18 protein-coding genes are annotated in these 20210 nt (G+C 60.5%); 9 read left to right on the top strand and 9 right to left on the bottom strand.

All coding sequences use genetic code 11. The features are described 5' to 3' along the window. Window positions 1–107 precede the first annotated feature (107 nt). From E4O98_RS05330 to E4O98_RS05345, 4 genes are all read left to right on the top strand, one after another. Window positions 108–2699, top strand: coding sequence for a glycosyltransferase (locus E4O98_RS05330; protein ID WP_248134369.1), 2592 nt, complete (start codon window positions 108–110; stop codon window positions 2697–2699). A 254-nt stretch (window positions 2700–2953) separates the two neighbouring features. Beyond that, the gene (dapE, locus tag E4O98_RS05335) at window positions 2954–4105 is read left to right on the top strand and encodes a succinyl-diaminopimelate desuccinylase (RefSeq protein WP_005785553.1); all 1152 of its coding nucleotides are present in this window, start codon (window positions 2954–2956) and stop codon (window positions 4103–4105) included. Next, window positions 4105–4914, top strand: a complete 810-nt coding sequence (locus tag E4O98_RS05340) for a putative RNA methyltransferase (protein ID WP_032877462.1) — start codon at window positions 4105–4107, stop codon at window positions 4912–4914. The genes dapE and E4O98_RS05340 overlap by 1 nt, the downstream gene beginning before the upstream one ends. A 55-nt stretch (window positions 4915–4969) precedes the next feature. Continuing rightward, on the top strand, window positions 4970–5347 hold the full coding sequence (locus tag E4O98_RS05345; RefSeq protein WP_032877463.1) for a hypothetical protein: 378 nt from the start codon (window positions 4970–4972) through the stop codon (window positions 5345–5347). A gap of 71 nt (window positions 5348–5418) precedes the next feature. Here the strand turns inward: E4O98_RS05345 and E4O98_RS05350 are convergent, their stop codons facing one another. Beyond that, window positions 5419–5628, bottom strand: coding sequence for a cold-shock protein (locus E4O98_RS05350; protein ID WP_003219353.1), 210 nt, complete (start codon window positions 5626–5628; stop codon window positions 5419–5421). Window positions 5629–5808: 180 nt separating this feature from the next. Between E4O98_RS05350 and plsB the strand changes: the two genes are divergently transcribed. The 3 genes from plsB to E4O98_RS05365 are packed head-to-tail and all read left to right on the top strand — an operon-like array spanning window position 5809 to window position 9497. Next, a complete protein-coding gene (plsB, locus tag E4O98_RS05355) occupies window positions 5809–8328 on the top strand; it encodes a glycerol-3-phosphate 1-O-acyltransferase PlsB (RefSeq protein ID WP_032877465.1) in 2520 nt (839 codons plus the stop codon). A gap of 51 nt (window positions 8329–8379) precedes the next feature. Further along, window positions 8380–8781 (top strand): YbaY family lipoprotein, encoded by a 402-nt coding sequence (locus tag E4O98_RS05360; protein ID WP_216090831.1) that lies wholly within the window; start codon window positions 8380–8382, stop codon window positions 8779–8781. 26 nt (window positions 8782–8807) lie between these two features. Beyond that, the gene (locus E4O98_RS05365) at window positions 8808–9497 is read left to right on the top strand and encodes a DUF4197 domain-containing protein (protein ID WP_005785540.1); all 690 of its coding nucleotides are present in this window, start codon (window positions 8808–8810) and stop codon (window positions 9495–9497) included. Window positions 9498–10065: 568 nt separating this feature from the next. On the opposite strand, the gene E4O98_RS05370 is transcribed toward E4O98_RS05365, so the two are convergent. Beyond that, window positions 10066–13131, bottom strand: coding sequence for an efflux RND transporter permease subunit (locus E4O98_RS05370; RefSeq protein ID WP_103733444.1), 3066 nt, complete (start codon window positions 13129–13131; stop codon window positions 10066–10068). 5 nt (window positions 13132–13136) lie between these two features. Beyond that, the gene (locus E4O98_RS05375) at window positions 13137–14237 is read right to left on the bottom strand and encodes an efflux RND transporter periplasmic adaptor subunit (protein WP_248134371.1); all 1101 of its coding nucleotides are present in this window, start codon (window positions 14235–14237) and stop codon (window positions 13137–13139) included. Window positions 14238–14330: 93 nt separating this feature from the next. Here E4O98_RS05375 and E4O98_RS05380 point away from each other — a divergent pair, with 93 nt between their 5' ends. Beyond that, window positions 14331–14984, top strand: coding sequence for a TetR/AcrR family transcriptional regulator (locus E4O98_RS05380; RefSeq protein WP_032877471.1), 654 nt, complete (start codon window positions 14331–14333; stop codon window positions 14982–14984). A 91-nt stretch (window positions 14985–15075) separates the two neighbouring features. On the opposite strand, the gene E4O98_RS05385 is transcribed toward E4O98_RS05380, so the two are convergent. Then, window positions 15076–15858 carry a class I SAM-dependent methyltransferase gene (locus tag E4O98_RS05385; RefSeq protein WP_032877472.1) on the bottom strand — a complete coding sequence of 261 codons (783 nt, stop codon included), beginning with the start codon at window positions 15856–15858 and terminating at the stop codon, window positions 15076–15078. Window positions 15859–15954: 96 nt separating this feature from the next. Between E4O98_RS05385 and E4O98_RS05390 the strand changes: the two genes are divergently transcribed. Further along, window positions 15955–16575, top strand: coding sequence for a hypothetical protein (locus E4O98_RS05390; RefSeq protein WP_032877474.1), 621 nt, complete (start codon window positions 15955–15957; stop codon window positions 16573–16575). A gap of 3 nt (window positions 16576–16578) precedes the next feature. Here the strand turns inward: E4O98_RS05390 and E4O98_RS05395 are convergent, their stop codons facing one another. The 5 genes from E4O98_RS05395 to adk all read right to left on the bottom strand — a co-directional run bounded on the left by E4O98_RS05395 (window position 16579) and on the right by adk (window position 20107). Beyond that, the gene (locus E4O98_RS05395; protein ID WP_032877475.1) at window positions 16579–17277 is read right to left on the bottom strand and encodes an extensin family protein; all 699 of its coding nucleotides are present in this window, start codon (window positions 17275–17277) and stop codon (window positions 16579–16581) included. A gap of 81 nt (window positions 17278–17358) precedes the next feature. After that, the gene (locus tag E4O98_RS05400) at window positions 17359–18219 is read right to left on the bottom strand and encodes a DUF72 domain-containing protein (RefSeq protein WP_032877476.1); all 861 of its coding nucleotides are present in this window, start codon (window positions 18217–18219) and stop codon (window positions 17359–17361) included. After that, window positions 18219–18521 carry a hypothetical protein gene (locus tag E4O98_RS05405; protein ID WP_032877477.1) on the bottom strand — a complete coding sequence of 101 codons (303 nt, stop codon included), beginning with the start codon at window positions 18519–18521 and terminating at the stop codon, window positions 18219–18221. Before E4O98_RS05405 ends, E4O98_RS05400 begins: the two co-directional genes overlap by 1 nt. Window positions 18522–18681: 160 nt before the next feature. Then, window positions 18682–19368: a tRNA (adenosine(37)-N6)-threonylcarbamoyltransferase complex dimerization subunit type 1 TsaB gene (gene tsaB, locus E4O98_RS05410; RefSeq protein ID WP_103733441.1), complete on the bottom strand. Its 687-nt coding sequence runs from the start codon at window positions 19366–19368 to the stop codon at window positions 18682–18684. 91 nt (window positions 19369–19459) lie between these two features. Continuing rightward, the gene (adk, locus tag E4O98_RS05415) at window positions 19460–20107 is read right to left on the bottom strand and encodes an adenylate kinase (protein ID WP_005785523.1); all 648 of its coding nucleotides are present in this window, start codon (window positions 20105–20107) and stop codon (window positions 19460–19462) included. Window positions 20108–20210 lie beyond the last annotated feature (103 nt).

Consider the following 20210-nt stretch of genomic DNA (forward strand, 5'->3'; position numbering starts at 1 on the left):
TTTCTCTGTCTGCTATACGCTCAGGGAAAGGCCGGTGTAGGATGCGCGCCGTTCGGCGTAGGCCGACACCTCTTTTCGTTCCGCACCTTTTGGAACCCGACATAACCATGGCATCGCGTAAATTTGGACTCAACCTGGTGATCGTGCTGGCCATCGCCGCGCTGTTCACCGGTTTCTGGGCGCTGATCAACCGCCCAGTCACCGCTCCCAACTGGCCTGAACAGATCTCCGGGTTTTCCTACTCGCCGTTCCAGCAAGGCCAGTACCCGCAGAAGAATCAGTTTCCGACTGAAGAGCAGATGCGTCAGGACCTTGCGATCATGAGCAAGCTGACAGACAACATCCGTACCTACTCGGTCGATGGCTCCCTGGGCGAAATCCCCAAGCTGGCCGAAGAGTTCGGACTGCGCGTGACCCTGGGGATCTGGATCAGCCCGGACCTTGAACGCAACGAGCGTGAAATCCAGCGTGCCATCGAGATCGCCAATAACTCGCGCAGTGTCGTGCGCGTGGTGGTCGGCAACGAAGCCTTGTTCCGTGACGAAATCACCCCTGAAGCGCTGATTGTGTTGCTGGACCGCGTGCGCGCTGCCGTGAAAGTGCCGGTGACCACTTCCGAGCAATGGCACATCTGGGAAAAGAACCCGCAACTGGCCAAGCACGTCGACCTGATCGCCGCGCACATCCTGCCGTTCTGGGAGTACATCCCGATGGACAAGGCCGGCCAGTACGTACTCGACCGTGCCAAGGATCTGAAGAAAGCCTTCCCGAAAAAGCCGCTGCTGCTGTCGGAAGTTGGCTGGCCGAGTAACGGCCGTATGCGCGGTGGTAATGAATCGTCGCCGGCTGACCAGGCCATTTACCTGCGCACCCTGGTAAACAAGCTTAACCGCCAGGGTTACAACTACTTCGTGATCGAGGCCTTCGATCAGCCGTGGAAAGTCAGTGACGAAGGCTCGGCAGGTGCTTACTGGGGCGTGTTCAACGCCGCGCGCCAGCAGAAATTCAATTTTGAAGGCCCGGTCGTTGCTATCCCGCAATGGCGGGTGCTGGCCATCGGCTCGGTGGTGCTTGCACTGCTGTCCCTGACCCTGTTGATGATCGACGGCTCGGCGCTGCGCCAGCGGGGCCGGACCTTCCTGACCTTTATTGCGTTTCTGTGCGGGTCGGTACTGGTATGGATCGGCTACGACTACAGCCAGCAATACAGCACCTGGTTCAGCCTGATAGTCGGCGTGTTGCTGGCCCTCGGTGCTCTCGGCGTATTTATCGTGTTGCTGACCGAAGCCCACGAACTGGCGGAAGCGGTATGGACCCACAAGCGCCGGCGTGAATTCCTGCCGGTAGAAGGCGATTCGGACTACCGTCCGAAAGTGTCGATCCACGTGCCGTGCTACAACGAGCCACCAGAGATGGTCAAACAGACCCTCGACGCCCTGGCTGCCCTCGACTATCCGGACTACGAAGTCCTGATCATCGACAACAAGACCAAGGACCCGGCGGTATGGGAACCGGTGCGCGACTACTGCGAAACCCTGGGCCCGCGCTTCAAGTTTTTCCACGTCGCACCCCTGGCTGGTTTCAAGGGGGGCGCGTTGAATTATCTGATCCCGCACACCGCCAAGGATGCCGAAGTGATCGCGGTGATCGACTCGGACTACTGCGTGTCACCCAACTGGCTCAAGCACATGGTGCCGCACTTCGCCGATCCGAAAATCGCCGTGGTGCAGTCGCCCCAGGATTACCGCGACCAGAACGAAAGCACCTTCAAGAAGCTCTGCTACGCCGAATACAAAGGCTTCTTCCATATCGGCATGGTTACCCGCAACGACCGTGACGCGATCATCCAGCACGGCACCATGACCATGACCCGTCGCTCGGTGCTTGAGGAACTGGGCTGGGCCGACTGGTGCATCTGTGAAGACGCCGAACTGGGCCTGCGCGTGTTCGAGAAAGGCTTGTCGGCAGCGTACTACCACGACAGCTACGGCAAGGGCCTGATGCCGGATACCTTTATCGACTTCAAGAAACAGCGTTTCCGCTGGGCCTACGGCGCGATCCAGATTATCAAGCGTCACACCGCCAGCCTGATACGTGGCAAAGACACCGAATTGACTCGCGGCCAGCGCTACCACTTCCTCGCGGGCTGGTTGCCGTGGGTAGCGGATGGCATGAACATCTTCTTTACCGTCGGCGCGCTGTTGTGGTCGGCGGCGATGATCATCGTGCCGACACGGGTCGACCCGCCGTTGCTGATTTTCGCAATCCCGCCGTTGGCGTTGTTCGTGTTCAAGGTCGGCAAGATCATCTTCCTCTACCGTCGTGCCGTAGGGGTGAACTTGAAAGATGCGTTCTGCGCGGCCCTGGCCGGGTTGGCGTTGTCCCATACCATCGCCAAGGCGGTGTTGTATGGCTTCTTCACCACCAGCATTCCGTTCTTTCGCACGCCGAAAAACGCGGACAACCATGGCTTCTGGGTAGCGATCTCTGAAGCCCGCGAAGAAATGTTCATCATGCTGCTGCTGTGGGGCGCCGCGCTGGGGATCTACCTGGTGCAGGGCCTGCCAAGCAATGACATTCGCTTCTGGGTCGTGATGTTGCTGGTGCAGTCGCTGCCCTACGTGGCTGCGCTGATCATGGCGTTCTTGTCGTCGCTGCCGAAACCGGCGCCGAAGGCTGAGCCCGCCACGGCTGTGTAAAAACTTGCGCAATGCACTAAACGGCGGCCTCTGGCCGCCGTTTTGCTATAAGATAACGGCCCTTTTGTGAGACTTGGCCTGGCCCAATTCTATGTGGGGGCTGGCTTGCCTGCGATGCAGACGCCGCGGTCTGACAGGCACACCGCAGTGATGCTATCGCAGGCAAGCCAGCTCCCACATTGGAATTGCGTCGCTCCAGGCTCGATATTTCCACATTCGTCCTGCGCCCATCACACGCTTTCCGGAGTTTCCCCATGACGGCCCATGCCGACCTTTCGCCGACCCTTCAACTGGCCATCGACCTGATCCGTCGCCCCTCGGTCACGCCGATCGATGCCGATTGCCAGAAGCTGATGATGCAGCGCCTGGGCGACGCCGGTTTTGCGCTTGAACCGATGCGTATCGAAGACGTAGACAATTTCTGGGCCACCCACGGCAAGCACGAAGGCCCGGTGCTGTGCTTCGCCGGCCATACCGACGTGGTGCCGACCGGCCCGGTGCAGGCCTGGCAGAACGACCCATTCGACGCCTTGATCGATGAAAACGGCATGCTTTGCGGCCGTGGCGCGGCAGACATGAAAGGCAGCCTGGCGGCGATGCTGGTGGCGGCGGAACGCTTTGTCACCGACTACCCGGACCACAAGGGCTCGGTCGCCTTCCTGATCACCAGCGACGAAGAAGGCCCGGCGCATCACGGCACCAAGGCCGTAATCGAACGCCTGGCTGCACGCAAGGAACGCCTGGACTGGTGCATCGTCGGCGAACCGTCGAGCACCACCCTGGTGGGCGATGTGGTCAAGAACGGCCGTCGTGGCTCCCTCGGTGCCACCTTGACCGTACGCGGCGTACAGGGCCACGTGGCTTACCCGCACCTGGCGAAGAACCCGATCCACCTGGCTGCAGCGGCTCTGGCCGAGTTGGCTGCCGAGCATTGGGATGACGGCAACGCCTTCTTCCCGCCGACCAGCTTCCAGATTTCCAACCTCAACTCCGGCACCGGCGCCACCAACGTGATCCCCGGCGACCTGACGGCGGTGTTCAACTTCCGCTTCTCGACCGAATCCACCGTCGAGGGCCTGCAACAGCGGGTCGCGGCCATCCTGGATAAACATGGCCTGGACTGGCATGTGGATTGGGCGCTGTCGGGCCTGCCGTTCCTCACCGAGCCGGGTGCGCTGCTGGATGCAGTATCTGCCAGTATCAAGGCGATCACCGGGCGTGAGACCAAGGCGTCCACCAGCGGCGGTACTTCCGATGGGCGCTTTATCGCCACGCTGGGCACCCAGGTGGTCGAGCTGGGCCCGGTCAACGCGACCATCCACCAGGTCAACGAACGCATCCTGGCCAGCGACCTCGATGTGCTGACCGAAATCTATTACCAGACCCTGATCAAGTTGCTCGCCTGATGCTTGCCTGCCCCATTTGCAGCGCACCGCTCAACGCGGTGGACAATGGCGTGGCGTGCCCGGTCGGGCACCGTTTCGACCGTGCGCGCCAGGGCTACCTGAACCTGTTGCCGGTGCAGCACAAGAACAGCCGTGACCCGGGCGATAACCTGGCCATGGTCGAGGCACGCCGTGACTTCCTCAACGCCGGGCACTACGCCCCGGTGGCCAAGCGCCTGGCCGAGCTGGCCGCCGAGCGCGCACCGCAGCGCTGGGTCGACATCGGCTGTGGCGAGGGTTACTACACCGCGCAAATCGCCGAGGCGCTGCCCGACGCCGATGGCTATGCCCTGGATATATCCAAGGAAGCGGTCAAGCGCGCGTGCAAACGCAACCCGGCGCTGACCTGGTTGATCGCCAGCATGGCCCGAGTACCCTTGGCCGATGCCAGCTGCCAGTTCCTCGCGAGCGTGTTCAGCCCGTTGGACTGGCAAGAAGCCAAGCGCCTGCTCAGCCCCGGCGGCGGCTTGATGAAGGTCGGCCCGACCAGCGGCCACTTGATGGAACTGCGCGAGCGCCTGTACGACGAAGTGCGCGAGTACACCGATGATAAACACCTGGCCCTGGTGCCGGAGGGCATGAGCCTGGCGCACAGTGAAACCCTTGAGTTCACCCTGAGCCTGGCCGAGCCTGCAGACCGCGCCAACCTGCTGGCCATGACGCCTCATGGCTGGCGGGCCAGTGCCGAGCGCCGCGCCGAAGTGATCGAGGCGGCCGAGCCGCTGCAGGTCACGGTGTCGATGCGCTACGATTATTTCGTGCTTCAATAGCTGACTTTACAAATATCCGCGAATGGATTTTCGAATCCCGCAACGAGGAACATCCATGCGCCAACCCGATATCGAGATTTACCTGAAAGACGCCGACGTCGATCACAAGGCCATCGCCGCCTGGCTGGGCGCCGCCCTGGGCCCTTGCTCCGACTGGGTCCAGAGAGGCCAGACCTACAAGTGCAAGGCCGGCAGCGTGCCAGTTACCTGGCTACCCAAGGCTGTAGGCAAATGGAACAGCCTGTACCTGGAAAGCGACCAGACCCCGTGGGACGACGACATCGCCTGCGCCCGCGCCGCGTTTGCCGCATTGAATGTTGAAGTGCGCTGCGCACCGGGGACGTGGGTTGAGGAAGAAGGCGAGGAAAGTGCCGATACCTGGATTCGCATCAGCGTAGACGGTGAAGAGCAGATCACCTGGAAGACCACCTGATCCTGATCTGTAAACCCAATCAAAAGTGTGGGAGGGGGCTTGCTCCCTCCCACATTGGTTCAGTGCTGAACTTACAAACCGACCACATCCTCTGCCTGCAAGCCCTTCTCCCCCGTCACCACGGCGTATTCCACCTGCTGGCCTTCGGCCAACGAGCGGTGGCCTTCACCGCGAATGGCGCGGTAGTGCACAAACACGTCCTTGCCGTCTTCACGCTGGATAAAGCCGTAGCCCTTTGCATCGTTGAACCACTTCACATTGCCGGTTTCGCGCGTTGCCATCTGTTCACTCCCACTGGTTTTTTATTGTTGAGTCGCACGTATTGAACTGCCGAGTATAAGACAGGCTCAAAAACCATCAACTCAAGTTTACATCGCTGCTTTTTTGCCGATTTTCGGTGAATACGGCACACTACCTGCCCGAGCATCTGCTCGGTTTTTTCCACTTGAAGCAGTTCGCCTATGACCCGCTCCCCGTTCCGCCGTCTGGTGTTTGGCACCTTGCGCCGACTGTTGTACCTCTGGGTTCGCTCGGAGACGATCAACCAGTCGTCCCTCACCCTTAACCTGGACCGCAGCCGGCCGGTTTTCTACGTCCTGCAATCACCCTCCCTCACCGAGTTGGCGGTGGTCGATGCCGAGTGCACCAAGGCCGGCTTGCCGCGCCCGGTGCTGCCAGTGTCGGTAGGCCCATTGATGGAGCCCGCGGCGTTCTTCTATCTCACGCCGGATCCGGATTGGCTCGGCCGCCAGGACAAGCGCGGTGCACCGCCCACCCTGACACGCCTGGTCAATACCCTCACCGAGCACGCCGAAGAGAATGCACAAATCATTCCCGTCAGCGTGTTCTGGGGTCAGTCTCCTGCAAGCGAGTCCAGCCCGTGGAAACTGCTGTTTGCCGACAGTTGGGCAGTGACCGGGCGTCTGCGCCGGTTGCTGAGCATCCTGATCCTGGGGCGCAAGACCCGCGTGCAATTCTCCGCGCCAATCAACCTGCGTGAATTGATCGAGCACAATAAAGGTCACGAACGCACCGTGCGCATGGCCCAGCGCATCCTGCGCGTGCACTTTCGTAACCTGAAGACGGCAGTGATCGGTCCCGACCTGTCTCACCGCCGTAACCTGGTGAAGGGGCTGGTGAATATGCCGCTGGTGCGCCAGGCCATTTTTGATGAAGCCGAACGAGAAAAAATCTCTGCGGAAAAAGCCAAGGCCCTGGCGCTGCGCTACGGCAACGAGATTGCCTCGGACTACACCTACACCGCGATCCGTTTTCTGGAAGTGGTGCTGAGCTGGTTCTGGAACAAGATCTACGACGGTATCAAGGTCAATAACATCGAAGGCGTGCAGAAGGTGGCCCAAGGCTACGAGGTGATCTATGTGCCTTGCCACCGCAGCCACATCGACTACCTGCTGCTGTCGTACCTGCTGTTCAAGAACGGCCTGACCCCGCCGCACATCGCGGCCGGTATCAACCTCAACATGCCAGTGATCGGCAGCCTGCTGCGCCGTGGCGGTGCGTTCTTCATGCGCCGCACCTTCAAGGGCAACCCGCTGTACACCTCGGTGTTCAATGAATACCTGCACACCCTGTTCACCAAGGGGTTCCCGGTGGAGTACTTCGTCGAAGGCGGCCGCTCGCGCACGGGGCGTATGCTGCAACCGAAAACCGGGATGCTGGCGATTACCCTGCGCAGCTTCCTGCGCTCCTCGCGTATGCCGATCGTGTTCGTGCCGGTGTATATCGGCTATGAACGCGTGCTCGAAGGCCGCACCTACCTCGGCGAATTGCGTGGCGCGAGCAAGAAGAAAGAGTCGATCTTCGATATTTTCAAAGTGGTCGGCGCCCTCAAGCAGCGCTTCGGCCAGGTCGCGGTCAACTTCGGTGAGCCGATCAAGCTGGCCGAATTTCTCGACGCCGAGCAACCGGACTGGCGCGCCCAGGAACTGGGCCCGAACTACAAGCCGGCGTGGCTCAACGAAACCACCAACCGCCTTGGCGAGCAGGTGGCGCGGCACTTGAACGAAGCCGCGGCGATCAACCCGGTGAACCTGGTGGCCCTGGCCCTGCTGTCGACCACACGCCTGGCCCTGGATGAACAAGCCATGGCGCGCCAGCTCGACCTGTACCTGGCGCTGCTGCGTCGCGTTCCCTACTCGCCCCACACGACCTTGCCGGAGGGCGATGGCCTGGCGCTGATCAAGCACGTCAAGGACATGAAGCTGCTGTCGGAACAAAGCGACGCCTTGGGCAAGATTGTCTACCTGGACGAACAGAACGCCGTCCTGATGACCTACTACCGCAACAACGTGCTGCATATCTTCGCCCTGCCGGCGTTGCTGGCGAGCTTCTTCCAGAGCAGCTCGCGGATGAGCCGCGAACAGATCCTGCGCTACACCCGTGCGCTCTACCCGTACCTGCAATCGGAGCTGTTTATTCGCTGGTCGCTGGAAGAGTTGGACACCGTGGTCGACCAGTGGCTGGACGCGTTTGTCGAACAAGGCCTGCTGCGCTTCGAAAACGCTGTGTACCTGCGCCCGGCGCCGAGTTCGCGACAATTTGTGCTGTTGACGCTGTTGTCCAAGAGCATCGCCCAGACCCTGCAACGGTTCTACATGGCGATATCGCTGCTGCTCAACAGCGGCCAGAACAGCATCAGCGCCGAAGAACTGGAAGACCTGTGCACGATCATGGCCCAGCGCCTATCAATCCTGCACGGTCTCAACGCCCCGGAATTCTTCGACAAGAGTCTTTTCCGACATTTTATTCAGACGTTGCTGGAGCAAGATGTGCTGCGTCGCGATGAAGCCGGCAAGCTGGGCTATCACGACCTGCTCGGCGAACTGGCTGAAGGCGCCGCCAAACGCGTGCTGCCGGCCGATATTCGCCTGTCGATCCGCCAGGTGGCCTTGCACCGCGTAGATGGCGCAGCCGAAGCGCTGGCGCAAGCAGAAGCGGTCACACCTGAACAAAGCCGTTAGATTGACTGAGGCGCCGGGCGGATTCCGGCGCCGTTGAAAAGGAGCTGCACCATGAAAAAGATCATTCTCCTGGGCCTGACCGCCCTGCTCGGAGCCTGCCAATCAATGACCCCAACCCCAAAAGCCAGCCTCGACGGCGAAGTGTTCTATCTGCAACGTATTGCCCTGCCGCCTGCTGCCACCTTGAGCGTCAGCCTGCAAGATGTGTCCCTCATGGACGCCCCGGCCGTGACCCTCGCCGAACAGAAAGGCCCGGTCAAAGGCCAGGTGCCGTTGCCGTTTCACCTGAGCTACGACCCGGCCCAGGTCAAGCCAGGCCATACTTACTCGGTCAGCGCTCGCATCGAACTGGAGGGCAAGCTACTGTTCATCACTACAGAGCGGCACGCCGTGCAACTCAATGGCCAGGATCCACAGCCGCTGCGTCTGCGGGTTGATGCGGTCGCACACTGATCAATTCACGTCATAAGGAAGCGCCCATGCTCCGCAAATCTCTTCGCCTCACCGCCCTGTGTGCCGGCTTGCTGTTCGGTGCCAACGCCATGGCCCTGGACCTTGGCAGCCTGTCCCAGGGCGACGCCAGCGGCGGCCTCAAGGATGCCTTGACCCAAGGTGCGCAGATTGCCGTCAAACAACTGGGCAAGCCCGGTGGTTTCAGCAACAACCCGGAAGTAAAAATCGGCCTGCCGGGCAAGCTCGGCAAAGTCGCCGACAAACTGAAAATGTTCGGCATGGGTGACCAGGTCACGCAGCTGGAAACCAGCATGAACGCAGCGGCTGAAACCGCCGTGACCCAGGCCCAGCCGATTCTGGTCAATGCGGTGAAAAACATGAGCGTGACCGACGCCAAGGGCATTCTCAGCGGTGGTCAGGACTCTGCCACCCAATACCTGAACAAAAGCAGCCGAGAGGAAATCCGCGCCAAGTTCCTCCCCATCGTCAAGGCCGCTACCGACAAGGTCGGCGTGGCTCAGCAGTACAACGCCCTGGCCGGCAAGGCCGCGGCCTTCGGCGCCGTGGATGCCAAGAGCGCCAACGTCGAAAACTACGTGACCGAGCAAGCGCTGGATGGTTTGTTCAAGATGATTGCGCAGCAGGAAGAGACGATTCGCAAGAATCCGGCGGCGGCTGCCACCAGTTTGGCAAAGAAGGTGTTTGGAGCGCTGTAACCCCGCACTACGACCCTACTGCGCCAAGGCCGCTGGTAACGGGCCTTGGCGCAGTTGTTTCAGGTCAAGCCTGTCACGGGTTTAACGAAACAGCGGATACAAAGGTCTGCTGGGTGATTGATACCCGTTGACCGGTTGTTGATGCAGGTATGACGGGTTGTGATACCTGGTGGGTTGGGCATAGCTAAAATGCGGGCGGTGGTAATGACCTGAACTGCCATGATGAGGTCTATACGGTTGGGTAACCGCGAAATCATTTCGCGGCGCATGATTACCCAGCAAGGCCCCGAGAAAAGCCCCTTTGAAAGCCGCAATCGCATTAAAGAACGACATGTAAAACTCCATGAACTCAATGAAAAGGCCTGGCCGCCACATGGCAGTGCCAAGTCCTCTGCCTGTCCGTCAGGCATTGCCTGAGTGGAGTTACAAGGGCAAGCGTTCCATCTGAGCGACTGCGTGTTTGCATCGGTATGTAAATACTGCCCGGTGGGAATCAGGGGATGGCCAGGCACCGGCCTGGCAGAGAAACCCGAAAAAAACACATGTACGGGAAACAGCAAACACCTCGCTACGCTACCTCCTTCCTGACTCTGAACCACGCCGCGTACAACGCCGGCAAAAACAACAGCGTCAACGCCGTCGCCACAATCAACCCTCCCATGATCGCCACAGCCATGGGCCCGAAAAACACGCTGCGCGACAGTGGGATCATCGCCAGCACCGCCGCCAGGGCCGTCAGCACAATCGGACGAAAGCGTCGCACGGTCGCTTCGATAATCGCCTGCCACGGCGCCAGTCCGGCCTTGATGTCCTGCTCGATCTGGTCCACCAGAATGACCGAGTTACGCATGATCATTCCCGACAACGCGATCGTGCCGAGCATGGCGACGAAGCCAAAGGGTTGGCGGAATACCAGCAGGAACAAGGTCACACCGATCAGGCCGAGGGGGGCAGTCAGAAAAACCATCGCCGTGCGTGAGAAACTGCGCAATTGCAGCATCAGCAAAGTCAGCACCACCACGATGAACAGCGGCACGCCGGCCTTCACCGAGTTTTGCCCGCGAGCAGAGTCTTCGACGGTGCCACCCACTTCCAACAGGTAACCGTCCGGCAGTTCGGCACGCACACCTGTGAGCGTCGGCAGGATCTGCTGCACCAAGGTCGCCGGTTGTTCCTTGCCGTAGATATCGGCACGCACGGTCACGGTCGGCAGGCGGTTGCGGTGCCAGATGATGCCTTCTTCGAAACCGTATTCGAGGGTGGCGATCTGCGACAGCGCCACGCTTTTACCATTGTCAGTGGGTACGGCAAGGCTCGGCAGCAGCGACAACTCGGTGCGTTCGTGGACGGTACCGCGCAGGAGGATCTCGATCAATTCGTTGTCCTCCCGGTATTGGCTGACGCTGGAACCGGTCAGGGAACTCTGCAGGAATTTCGACAGGTTGGCAGTACTCACGCCAAGCGCGCGCGCCCGGTCCTGGTCGATATTCAGATACACGATTTTGCTCGGCTCTTCCCAGTCCAGATGCACGTTAACCACGTGGGTGTTTTCGCGCACCTTGGCTGCCACTTTGCGGGCCAGGGCGCGGACCTCTTCGATGTGTTCGCCGGTCACGCGAAACTGCACCGGATAGCCCACGGGCGGGCCATTCTCCAGGCGAGTGACCCGCGAGCGCAGCTCGGGGAACTGCTCGTTGAGCGTTTCAATCAGCCAGGTGCGCAGGCTTTCACGCTCCTCGATGGTGTTGGCCAACACCACGAACTGCGCGAAGCTGGCGGCCGGCAGTTGCTGGTCCAGCGGCAGGTAGAACCGCGGCGAGCCGGTGCCCACGTAGGCCACATAGTTTTCGATACCCGCGTGCGCCTTGAGCAATACCTCCAGACGCTTGACCTGCTCGGCGGTGTTGCTCAGGGAGGCGCCTTCGGCCAGTTTCAGGTCGACCATCAGTTCCAGGCGCCCGGAAGCAGGGAAGAACTGCTGCGGTACAAAGCGGAACAACGCGACCGAGCCGATAAACAACAGCAGGGTCAACACGATGACCGTCTTGCGCCGACGTATACACCACTCCACCAAACGTCTTACACGCTGGTAGAAAGGCGTGCCGTAGGGATCCGGGCCGTCGGTGCCGTGCTTGGCCGCGTGAATTTTCGCCAGGTCCGGCAGCAGCTTTTCCCCGAGATACGGTACAAAGACCACGGCAGCCACCCAGGAGGCCAATAAGGCAATGGTCACCACTTGGAAGATCGAGCGAGTGTATTCACCGGTGCTCGACTGCGCAGTGGCAATCGGCAAAAAGCCCGCCGCCGTGATCAAGGTACCGGTGAGCATGGGGAATGCTGTGCTGGTCCAGGCGAAGCTCGCAGCCTTGAGCCGGTCGTAGCCCTGCTCCATTTTGATCGCCATCATTTCCACAGCGATGATCGCGTCATCCACCAGCAAACCCAGGGCCAGCACCAGAGCGCCAAGGGAAATCTTGTGCAGGCCGATGCCCAGGTAATACATGCTGGCAAATGTCATCGCCAGTACCAGCGGGATCGCCAGGGCGACCACCATGCCGGTGCGCACACCGAGGGAGAAAAAACTCACCAGCAATACAATGGCCAATGCCTCGGCGAGCACCTGGACGAATTCGCCGACGCTGGTCTTCACCGCTGCCGGTTGGTCGGACACCTTGCGCAGCTCCATGCCCGCAGGAAGGTTCTTTTGCAGGCGTGCGAATTCACTCTCAAGAGCTTTGCCCAGTACCAGAATATCCCCACCGTCGCGCATGGCCACGGCCAGGCCGATGGCGTCCGCGCCCATATAACGCATGCGCGGTGCCGGTGGGTCGTTGAAGCCCCGATGGATATCGGCCACGTCTCCGATACGAAAGGTGCGATCGCCCACTCGAATCGGGAAGTCGCGAATCTGCTCCACGGTTTTGAAGTTGCCCGACACGCGCAACTGCACACGCTCGCTCGGGGTTTCAAAAAAGCCGGCGGTCGATACGGCATTTTGTTCCTGCAACGCCTGCTGTACTGCGGCCAACGGCAAACCCAGGGTGGCAAGCTTGAGGTTGGACAGTTCGATCCAGATCTTCTCGTCCTGCAGGCCAAGCAACTCGACCTTGCCCACGTCCGGCACCCGTTGCAGCTGAATCTGGATGCGGTCGGCGTAGTCCTTGAGCACCGCATAGTCAAAACCATCGCCGGTCAGGGCGTAGATATTGCCGAAGGTGGTGCCGAACTCGTCGTTGAAAAATGGCCCCTGGATATCCGGTGGCAAGGTTTGGCGGATGTCGCTGATTTTCTTGCGCACCTGGTACCACAACTCAGGAATTTGCGCCGAACGCATCGAGTCGCGGGCGATGAAAGTGACCTGGGATTCGCCAGGGCGCGAGAAAGACACAATGCGCTCGTACTCACCGGTCTCCATCAATTTTTTCTCGATGCGTTCGGTAACTTGGCGCGACACCTCCTGGGCCGTGGCGCCGGGCCAGTTGGTCTTGATCACCATGGCCTTGAAGGTAAAGGGCGGGTCCTCGCTTTGCCCCAGCTTGGTGTAGGACAAGGTGCCGACCACGGCCAGCAGGATCATCAAAAACAGTACGATCTGGCGATTACGCAGCGCCCATTCGGAAAGATTGAAACCCATCGGGATTACTCCTTGGCCGCCAGATTCACGACACGGTTGGAGCGATCCACAGGGCGCACTTGCTGGCCCTCATGCAGCACATGCACGCCTGCGGCGACCACCCAGTCGGTGGGAGCCAAGCCTTCGAGCACCGGCACGTTTTTTTCACCGAACGCACCAATGCGCACCGTCGTACGCTCAAGGGTGTTGTCCGGCTTTACCCGCCAGACGAAGGACGCGCCGTTCTCTGCGCTGAGGGCAGACAGCGGTACCGAGAGCGCAATGACGCCGTCGGTTTGTATGAATACGCGCGCGCTCTGGCCCAGTTCGGCAGGGACTTTACCGCCGGTGAAGGCTACACGGGCGGCGAAGGTGCGGGATTTCGGGTCGGCTGCGGGTGACAGTTCACGGATGCGTCCGGCGAAGCGCTGTTCGGGCTGGCTCCACAACTCTACCGACACCGGCTGGCCGACCTTGAAGCGGCCGAAGCCTTGCTCGGGCAGGCTGATCAGCACTTCGCGCTCACCATCGGTGGCCAGGGTAAACACGGGCTGGCCCGCCGAGACCACTTGGCCGACTTCGACAGCACGCTTGGCGACCACGCCGTCCTGGGGCGCGCGCAGCACAGCATAGCCGGCCTGGTTGCTCGACACGTCGAACTCGGCCTTGATCTGCTTCAGGCGCGCTTCACCTGCTCGGTAGAGGTTTTCGGCGTTGTCGTACTGCGAGCGGCTGACCATCTGACGGTCCATCAGGGTCTTGTAGCGATCGCGCTCAGCGCGCACCAGGTTCAGATTGGCCTCAGCGCCGGCCACTTGGGCACGGCTGGCTTCCAGTTGCAGGCGCACATCCTGGGGGTCAAGTTCAGCCAGTGGCTGGTTGGCCTTGACCCGCTCGCCCTCTTCCACCAGCCGCTTGCTGACTTTGCCGCCGATGCGAAAGGCCAGGTCCGGCTCATAACGGGCACGTACTTCACCGGGGTAGCTGTCCATTGCCTGTGCCGAGGGCTGCGGTTGCACCACCATGGCGGGGCGGACGGTGGCCTGGGTCGCTTCTTCATGGCCGCAGGCGGCCAATAAAAAGACCAGGCTGACAGGCAAAGCAAGGGGCAGGAACGCGCTGCGCATGCTGAAGGACCTTTCGCAAATGGAGCTTGGAATAATTATACTGGGCGGTATGTTATTAATACCAAACTCGCCAGTCCAGTATTAAAGGTGAAAATGTCCGACAATCCTGTGAACACCGCCAGCCCCGGGCGTCCCAAGGACATGGCAAAACGCCAGGCAATCCTCGAAGCCGCGAAATCCCTGTTTCTGGGCAATGGCTACGCGAACACCAGCATGGATGCCGTCGCGCTTGCGGCGGGCGTCTCGAAACTCACCGTCTACAGCCACTTCACCGATAAAGAGACGTTGTTCACCGCGGCGGTGGTGGCCAAATGTGAAGAGCAATTGCCGGTGATGTATTTCGAGCTACCCGAAGGCATGCCCGTAGAGACGGTATTGCTGAACATCGCACGGGGCTTTCATCGGCTGATCAACAGCGAGGAGTCGGTGAACCTGCATCGCCTGATGATGACCACCGGCAATCAGGACGTGAAGCTCTCGCGGATCTTCTTCGAAGCCGGCCCCATGCGCATGTTGCAAGGCATGGAGCGCCTGCTCGGCAAGATCGACCAGAGCGGTGCCTTACACATCGACAACCCCTTCAAAGCGGCGGAGCACTTCTTTTGCCTGCTCAAGGGCACGGCGAACTTTCGCCTGTTGTACGGCTGCGGCGGGCAACTGAGCGCAGAAGAGGCAGAAGAACATGTGCAGGACGTGGTGAAGTTGTTTATGCGGGCCTATCGCAGCCCGGTCTCGACAACAGCGTAGGGTGCAGCAACCGACCGTAACCATCGGGAGCAAGCCCCCTCCCACATTTGGATCTCGCAGCATCACGAATATGAGTGCTGTTGCTTGCAGCTTATGGCTTGAGCGCTTTCTTGGGATAAATGTCGTAGCGGCTGGACTTGCCATCCAACGCATGACTCGGCTTGGGCCCGTCAATGCACGGCGCCTTGCGCGGGCGCTTGACCACCACACGGTGGCTGGCCAAAGCCAGGGCGGCAGCGAGCAAGGCCGGTGCATCCGGATCATCGCCCACCAACGGTCGAAACAGGCGCATTTCCTTCTTCACCAGGGCGGTTTTCTCACGGTGTGGAAACATCGGGTCCAGGTAGATCACCTGGGGCGGCTCGCCCTCCCAATTGAGCATCACATCGATGGAGTTGCCCTTGAGCAGCTTCATGCGCGCCACAATCGGTGCCACTTCAAAATCCTGCGCAGCGCGTGCCAGGCCGTCTTCGAGCAAGGCACCGATCAACGGCTGGCGTTCGATCAGGCTCATCTCGCACCCCAGGCTGGCCAATACGAACGCGTCCTTGCCCAACCCGGCCGTGGCGTCCAGCACCTTGGGCCGTACGCCTTGGGCGATGCCCACGGCCTTGGCGATCATTTGCCCACTGCCACCGCCATATAAACGCCGATGTGCCGCGCCGCCTTCGACAAAGTCGACCCGCACCGGCCCCGGCGCATCGGGCCCAAGCTGCTGCAATTGCAGGCCCTGCTCGCCCACTTGCAGGGAAAAATCCGCATCCGCCACCTGTAAAGGCAAGCCCAGCAGCGAAGCCCACTGCTCGGCGCAGGCCTGGAAACTGTCGGCCAACGCCTCGACCTGGATGCGGCTGGCCGCTGGTTGTTCGTTCATCAATCGCTACGCTCAAAAATATTAAGGATCGGCAAACAGCGGCCGATAAAAACAGCAGTCAGGTATTTTGCCAGAGCTGAGCGTCGACCGAGAAAAATGTCAGACATTCTTCCCCTAACCATCGGTGTACTGCCGACCCACAACCACTACGGCCTGCGCAATACTCAAGCGCTGGCCGGGGTGAGTCATGTGTGGCAGGACTTCTTCGCCCGGGCGCTGGCCGAACAGCTCGGCGAAACGCCGCAGGCACTGGCCGCCAAGGCGCCTGCACCTGCCGACCCTTCGGTCGAACCCGGCGAAGGCGCCGACATGCTCTCGCAGATCCTCACCCAGCGTGAGTGTGACGTGAAAGACACCGAGATCGCCCCGCCTGAGCCGCTGTTCCTGCCGATTGCCGAATTCGAAACCGAGTTGCTGCCACCGGCGCCGATACCCTTCCCGGAAGAAGAACTCGTCGCCCAGCAGCGCCAGCAGGACTTCGACAGCGGTTGGGTCCGCCCGATTGTGCTGAACGCTGGCCAACCACTACCAGAGCCCGGCCCGGCCCCCGAGCCACGCACACTGCACTTGCCGATTGCCGAGTTCGAACTGGACCTGTTGCCACCGGCTGCCGAGCCATACCCCGAAGAAGAATTGATGGCGCAACAGAAGGCGCTGGATTTCGACTACTACTGGGCGCGCCCACTGGTGACCCACAACCTGCGCCTGGCCGCTTAAGCCTCAGCGACACACCCACCATCGCCCCATATCCAGGTGAAAATGGTTGCGGTGAGCAGCGTTGTAATCCGGGCTCAGCACCACGTTGAAATCATCACAGGCACCATCGCGCACCAAGCGCAGGAAACGCGCACTGTCGCCCTCCCCCGGCCAATCCTTCAACACGCTGATGCTGCGCCCGTCCGCCAGACGAAAACCGGAGATATCCAAGGCATTGGCCGAGGCATGTTGGCTCAGGCGCCCGTCGGCACGGTTGTAAACATTACGGCAGGCAAAGCTGCCCAAATGCTCGACCCGACTCACCGCCTGGCCGAACACTGCCTGGGCCGCCGGTTGCAGGCTGTGACGCTCGAACAACGCGAACGCCACAGCCAGGGGGCAACTGGCCAGAAAGCTGCTGCTCAGAGCCACCTCAGCGCCCTGCACACGCAGGACATTGCGCAACGGGCACGCCGCATCGGCAGCGGTATCCGCCTGACGGCTGACCCGCAGGCCGGAGGTTTTCAAGACTTGGTCACACAGCGCCGGATCATCCTGCAAACGGCTGAGCTTGTAGCGCGTGAGCAGGTTGGGACTGGCGCGCACATCCAGGGGTGCCCAGGGGTTCCACTCAGCCGGCATCGGCACCCAGCCACGCCAGACGCCCAGCGCGAAAGCGCCCGCCAGCAGCAACAGCAGGCCCAGCACTTTTATCGAACCCACGGCTCAATCCTTGAAAAATCGGATGTCTAGGGGGCGTTCTCAATTAGTTTCCCCGCCGGGGAAACTAATTGAGAACGCCCCCTAGAGTAACCCCAGTTGCTGCGCAACGGGCTCTCGATGCAGGGTGGGCAGCGGCGGCAGGCCGGGCAGGCGCGCCATCAGCTGTGCATGAAAGCGCAACGCCAGTTGTGCCGCGAGGCGGTTGTCCGAGGTGTGCAGGAATATGTACGGCGTGCGTCCCTCTTCGATCCAACTGGCGATCTTTTCCACCCATGGGATCAGGAACGGGTCATTGGCCTCCAGATCCGGATGCCCGATGAAGCGCACCTGGGGAAACCGGGTCAGCGCCGCCGGGCGCGGTGGCACCCTGGGCTTTTTGGATTGGGCGTGCAGCACTGCCGCCGAGGTTGACGTACAACTGAACAGGGCGCGAGGGTCGAGGCAGATGCGCTCGACGCCACGATCGCGCAACAGGCGGTTGAGCATACGCTCGGCGTCTCCCTTGGCGAAGAACTGCTCGTGCCGGACTTCCACGGCCAATGGACGATCAATGCCATCGAGGAAACCGGCCAGTTCGGCCAGGCGCTGCGGGGTAAACCCTTTTGAGAGCTGCAGCCACAGCGGTGAAACGCGCTCACCCAAAGGGCTCATCAAACTGACAAAACTCTCTGCCGCAGGCAATTGCTCGCGCAAGTCACCCGCATGGCTGATATCCCCTGGGAATTTGGCGGTGAAGCGAAAGTCAGCCGGCATGATCTCGGCCCAGCGCTGCACGGTAGCGGCCGAAGGTCGAGCATAAAACGTGGTATTGCCTTCAACCGCATTGAAGACTTGAGAATAGAGCCCGAGGTAATCGCTGGAACGCGCCTCCACCGGGTACAGGTACTCACGCCAGGCGTTTTCACTCCAGGACGGGCAACCAATGTAATAAGGCAAACCCATCAGATATGAATGTCGAGACCCAGCACTTCCATATCCCATTCGACAAAGCCGGCGGTGGTCAGGTAACTGGCCAGGGCGGTGGCAACGCTTTTGCTCATGGAGCGGGGGAAGACCATGTCTTGCTGGCGGGCAGGAACGCCGCTGATACGTGCGCTCCCGGCCCCCTTGGCGCTGGAGGGCGAATCAGCGTGGACTTCAATGAAGTCCGGCGAATCCTCCACGGACTCGTCTACCGTCACGTTCGCCTTGCGTGGCTTACGTTTGAGAGGGTAGGACTGTGAGGAGAAGCCGTCTATACGCATACATGCAGACTCGGTATCAATGATGGCAATTTAGCGGCACTTTCCGTAGTGCGCAAATGCTCTGGTGATAACTAGAACACATAATTTGTAAAAGGTTTAAAAACCGCGGCAAATTCTGACGATTGGCGAAATTTGCCACCGAATGCCTACATTTTTGGCGTCAAATAATTCCGCGCTCGGCCTTTGTCTGCGCTACTTTATCGCGAAGGTAAACCGGTGCCGCTTGATCCGCCGGGACCGCCTCACCGCGTTCGAATGCAAAACGTGCCAACGCCAGCAGATCTTCAGCATGAGGCAACATTGCAGCGTCCTGCCCTACCAAATGCACGTCGATGCGTTCGCCATAACCCCAGCCGGTGCCGGCACCGAACCACTCACCGCTGGCATCAGCCGGCAACCCTGCCGCTTCTGGCGGCTGCACTGCCTCCACGCCCACCAGACGCATTTCACCGGCAGTTTCGCGGTAGCAGCCCCAATAGACTTCATCCATCCGCGCATCAATCGCCGCGGCCACTTGCGTGGAGCCATGTTCGCGCAGTGCGCGCTGGGCCAGCACGGCAAGGTTGGACACCGGTAACACCGGACGCTCCAACGCAAACGCCAGGCCCTGCACCACGCCAATGGCAATGCGCACACCAGTAAAGGCACCGGGGCCGCGACCAAAGGCGATGGCATCCACGGCAGCCAGGGTGATACCGGCGTCTTCGAGCAACTGCTTGATCATCGGCAGCAACTTCTGCGCGTGCAGGCGCGGGATCACCTCGTAGTGGCTCGTTACCTTGCCATCGTGCAGCAAGGCAACGGAGCAAGCTTCAGTCGCGGTGTCCAGGGCCAGCAGGGTGCTCATCGGTGTGGGTGTCCAAATCGGGAAAAAAGTGCGCCAGTATAAACAACAACGGCCCGCAAGCGGGCCGTTGTACGCAAAGCTGATGGCGGGATCAGCTCAGTGCTTGCATCACCTTGGCGGTAATGGCTTCTACCGAACCCACGCCAGGGATATGGCTGTACTTCGGCTTGCCTTGGGCCGCGGACAACTTCTGGTAGAAGTCCACCAGTGGCTTGGTCTGGGAGTGATAGACCGACAGGCGATGACGCACGGTTTCTTCGGTGTCGTCTTTACGCTGCACCAGGTCTTCACCGGTGACATCGTCCTTGCCTGCCACTTTTGGCGGGTTGTAGACGATGTGGTAAACGCGGCCCGAGCCTTCGTGAACGCGACGACCGGCAATACGCTGGACGATTTCTTCGTCTTCTACGGCGATTTCAACCACCGCATCCAACTCAACACCCGCCTTCACCAAGGCTTCAGCCTGGGGAATGGTGCGAGGGAAACCGTCGAACAGGAAGCCGTTCTTGCAATCTTCCTGGCTGATGCGTTCCTTGACCAGGTTGATGATCAGATCATCGGAGACCAGGCCGCCGCTGTCCATCACGCTCTTGGCGATCAGGCCCAGCTCGGTGCCGGCTTTGACAGCAGCACGCAGCATGTCGCCGGTGGAGATTTGTGGAATGCCGAATTTTTCAGTGATGAACTTTGCCTGAGTACCTTTACCGGCCCCGGGAGCTCCCAGCAGAATGACGCGCATCGATGTGCTCCTCAATTTTTTATAGAGATGACGCTCGGATTCGCCGCGTGGGGCCAATCTCGTAAAAATATGGGTCCAGGCCGATCAAACGGCCAAAGGCTGA

The organism is Pseudomonas sp. W2Jun17 (assembly GCF_023127795.1).
Lineage (GTDB): Bacteria > Pseudomonadota > Gammaproteobacteria > Pseudomonadales > Pseudomonadaceae > Aquipseudomonas > Aquipseudomonas synxantha_A.

Excerpts from the sequence above, each read along its gene's own strand:
- E4O98_RS05330 (WP_248134369.1), top strand. The coding sequence starts at position 108 with ATGGCATCGCGTAAATTTGGACTCAACCTGGTGATCGTGCTGGCCATC.
- dapE (WP_005785553.1), top strand. The coding sequence starts at position 2,954 with ATGACGGCCCATGCCGACCTTTCGCCGACCCTTCAACTGGCCATCGAC.
- E4O98_RS05340 (WP_032877462.1), top strand. The coding sequence starts at position 4,105 with ATGCTTGCCTGCCCCATTTGCAGCGCACCGCTCAACGCGGTGGACAAT.
- E4O98_RS05345 (WP_032877463.1), top strand. The coding sequence starts at position 4,970 with ATGCGCCAACCCGATATCGAGATTTACCTGAAAGACGCCGACGTCGAT.
- E4O98_RS05350 (WP_003219353.1), bottom strand. The coding sequence starts at position 5,628 with ATGGCAACGCGCGAAACCGGCAATGTGAAGTGGTTCAACGATGCAAAG.
- plsB (WP_032877465.1), top strand. The coding sequence starts at position 5,809 with ATGACCCGCTCCCCGTTCCGCCGTCTGGTGTTTGGCACCTTGCGCCGA.
- E4O98_RS05360 (WP_216090831.1), top strand. The coding sequence starts at position 8,380 with ATGAAAAAGATCATTCTCCTGGGCCTGACCGCCCTGCTCGGAGCCTGC.
- E4O98_RS05365 (WP_005785540.1), top strand. The coding sequence starts at position 8,808 with ATGCTCCGCAAATCTCTTCGCCTCACCGCCCTGTGTGCCGGCTTGCTG.
- E4O98_RS05370 (WP_103733444.1), bottom strand. The coding sequence starts at position 13,131 with ATGGGTTTCAATCTTTCCGAATGGGCGCTGCGTAATCGCCAGATCGTA.
- E4O98_RS05375 (WP_248134371.1), bottom strand. The coding sequence starts at position 14,237 with ATGCGCAGCGCGTTCCTGCCCCTTGCTTTGCCTGTCAGCCTGGTCTTT.
- E4O98_RS05380 (WP_032877471.1), top strand. The coding sequence starts at position 14,331 with ATGTCCGACAATCCTGTGAACACCGCCAGCCCCGGGCGTCCCAAGGAC.
- E4O98_RS05385 (WP_032877472.1), bottom strand. The coding sequence starts at position 15,858 with ATGAACGAACAACCAGCGGCCAGCCGCATCCAGGTCGAGGCGTTGGCC.
- E4O98_RS05390 (WP_032877474.1), top strand. The coding sequence starts at position 15,955 with ATGTCAGACATTCTTCCCCTAACCATCGGTGTACTGCCGACCCACAAC.
- E4O98_RS05400 (WP_032877476.1), bottom strand. The coding sequence starts at position 18,219 with ATGGGTTTGCCTTATTACATTGGTTGCCCGTCCTGGAGTGAAAACGCC.
- E4O98_RS05405 (WP_032877477.1), bottom strand. The coding sequence starts at position 18,521 with ATGCGTATAGACGGCTTCTCCTCACAGTCCTACCCTCTCAAACGTAAG.
- tsaB (WP_103733441.1), bottom strand. The coding sequence starts at position 19,368 with ATGAGCACCCTGCTGGCCCTGGACACCGCGACTGAAGCTTGCTCCGTT.
- adk (WP_005785523.1), bottom strand. The coding sequence starts at position 20,107 with ATGCGCGTCATTCTGCTGGGAGCTCCCGGGGCCGGTAAAGGTACTCAG.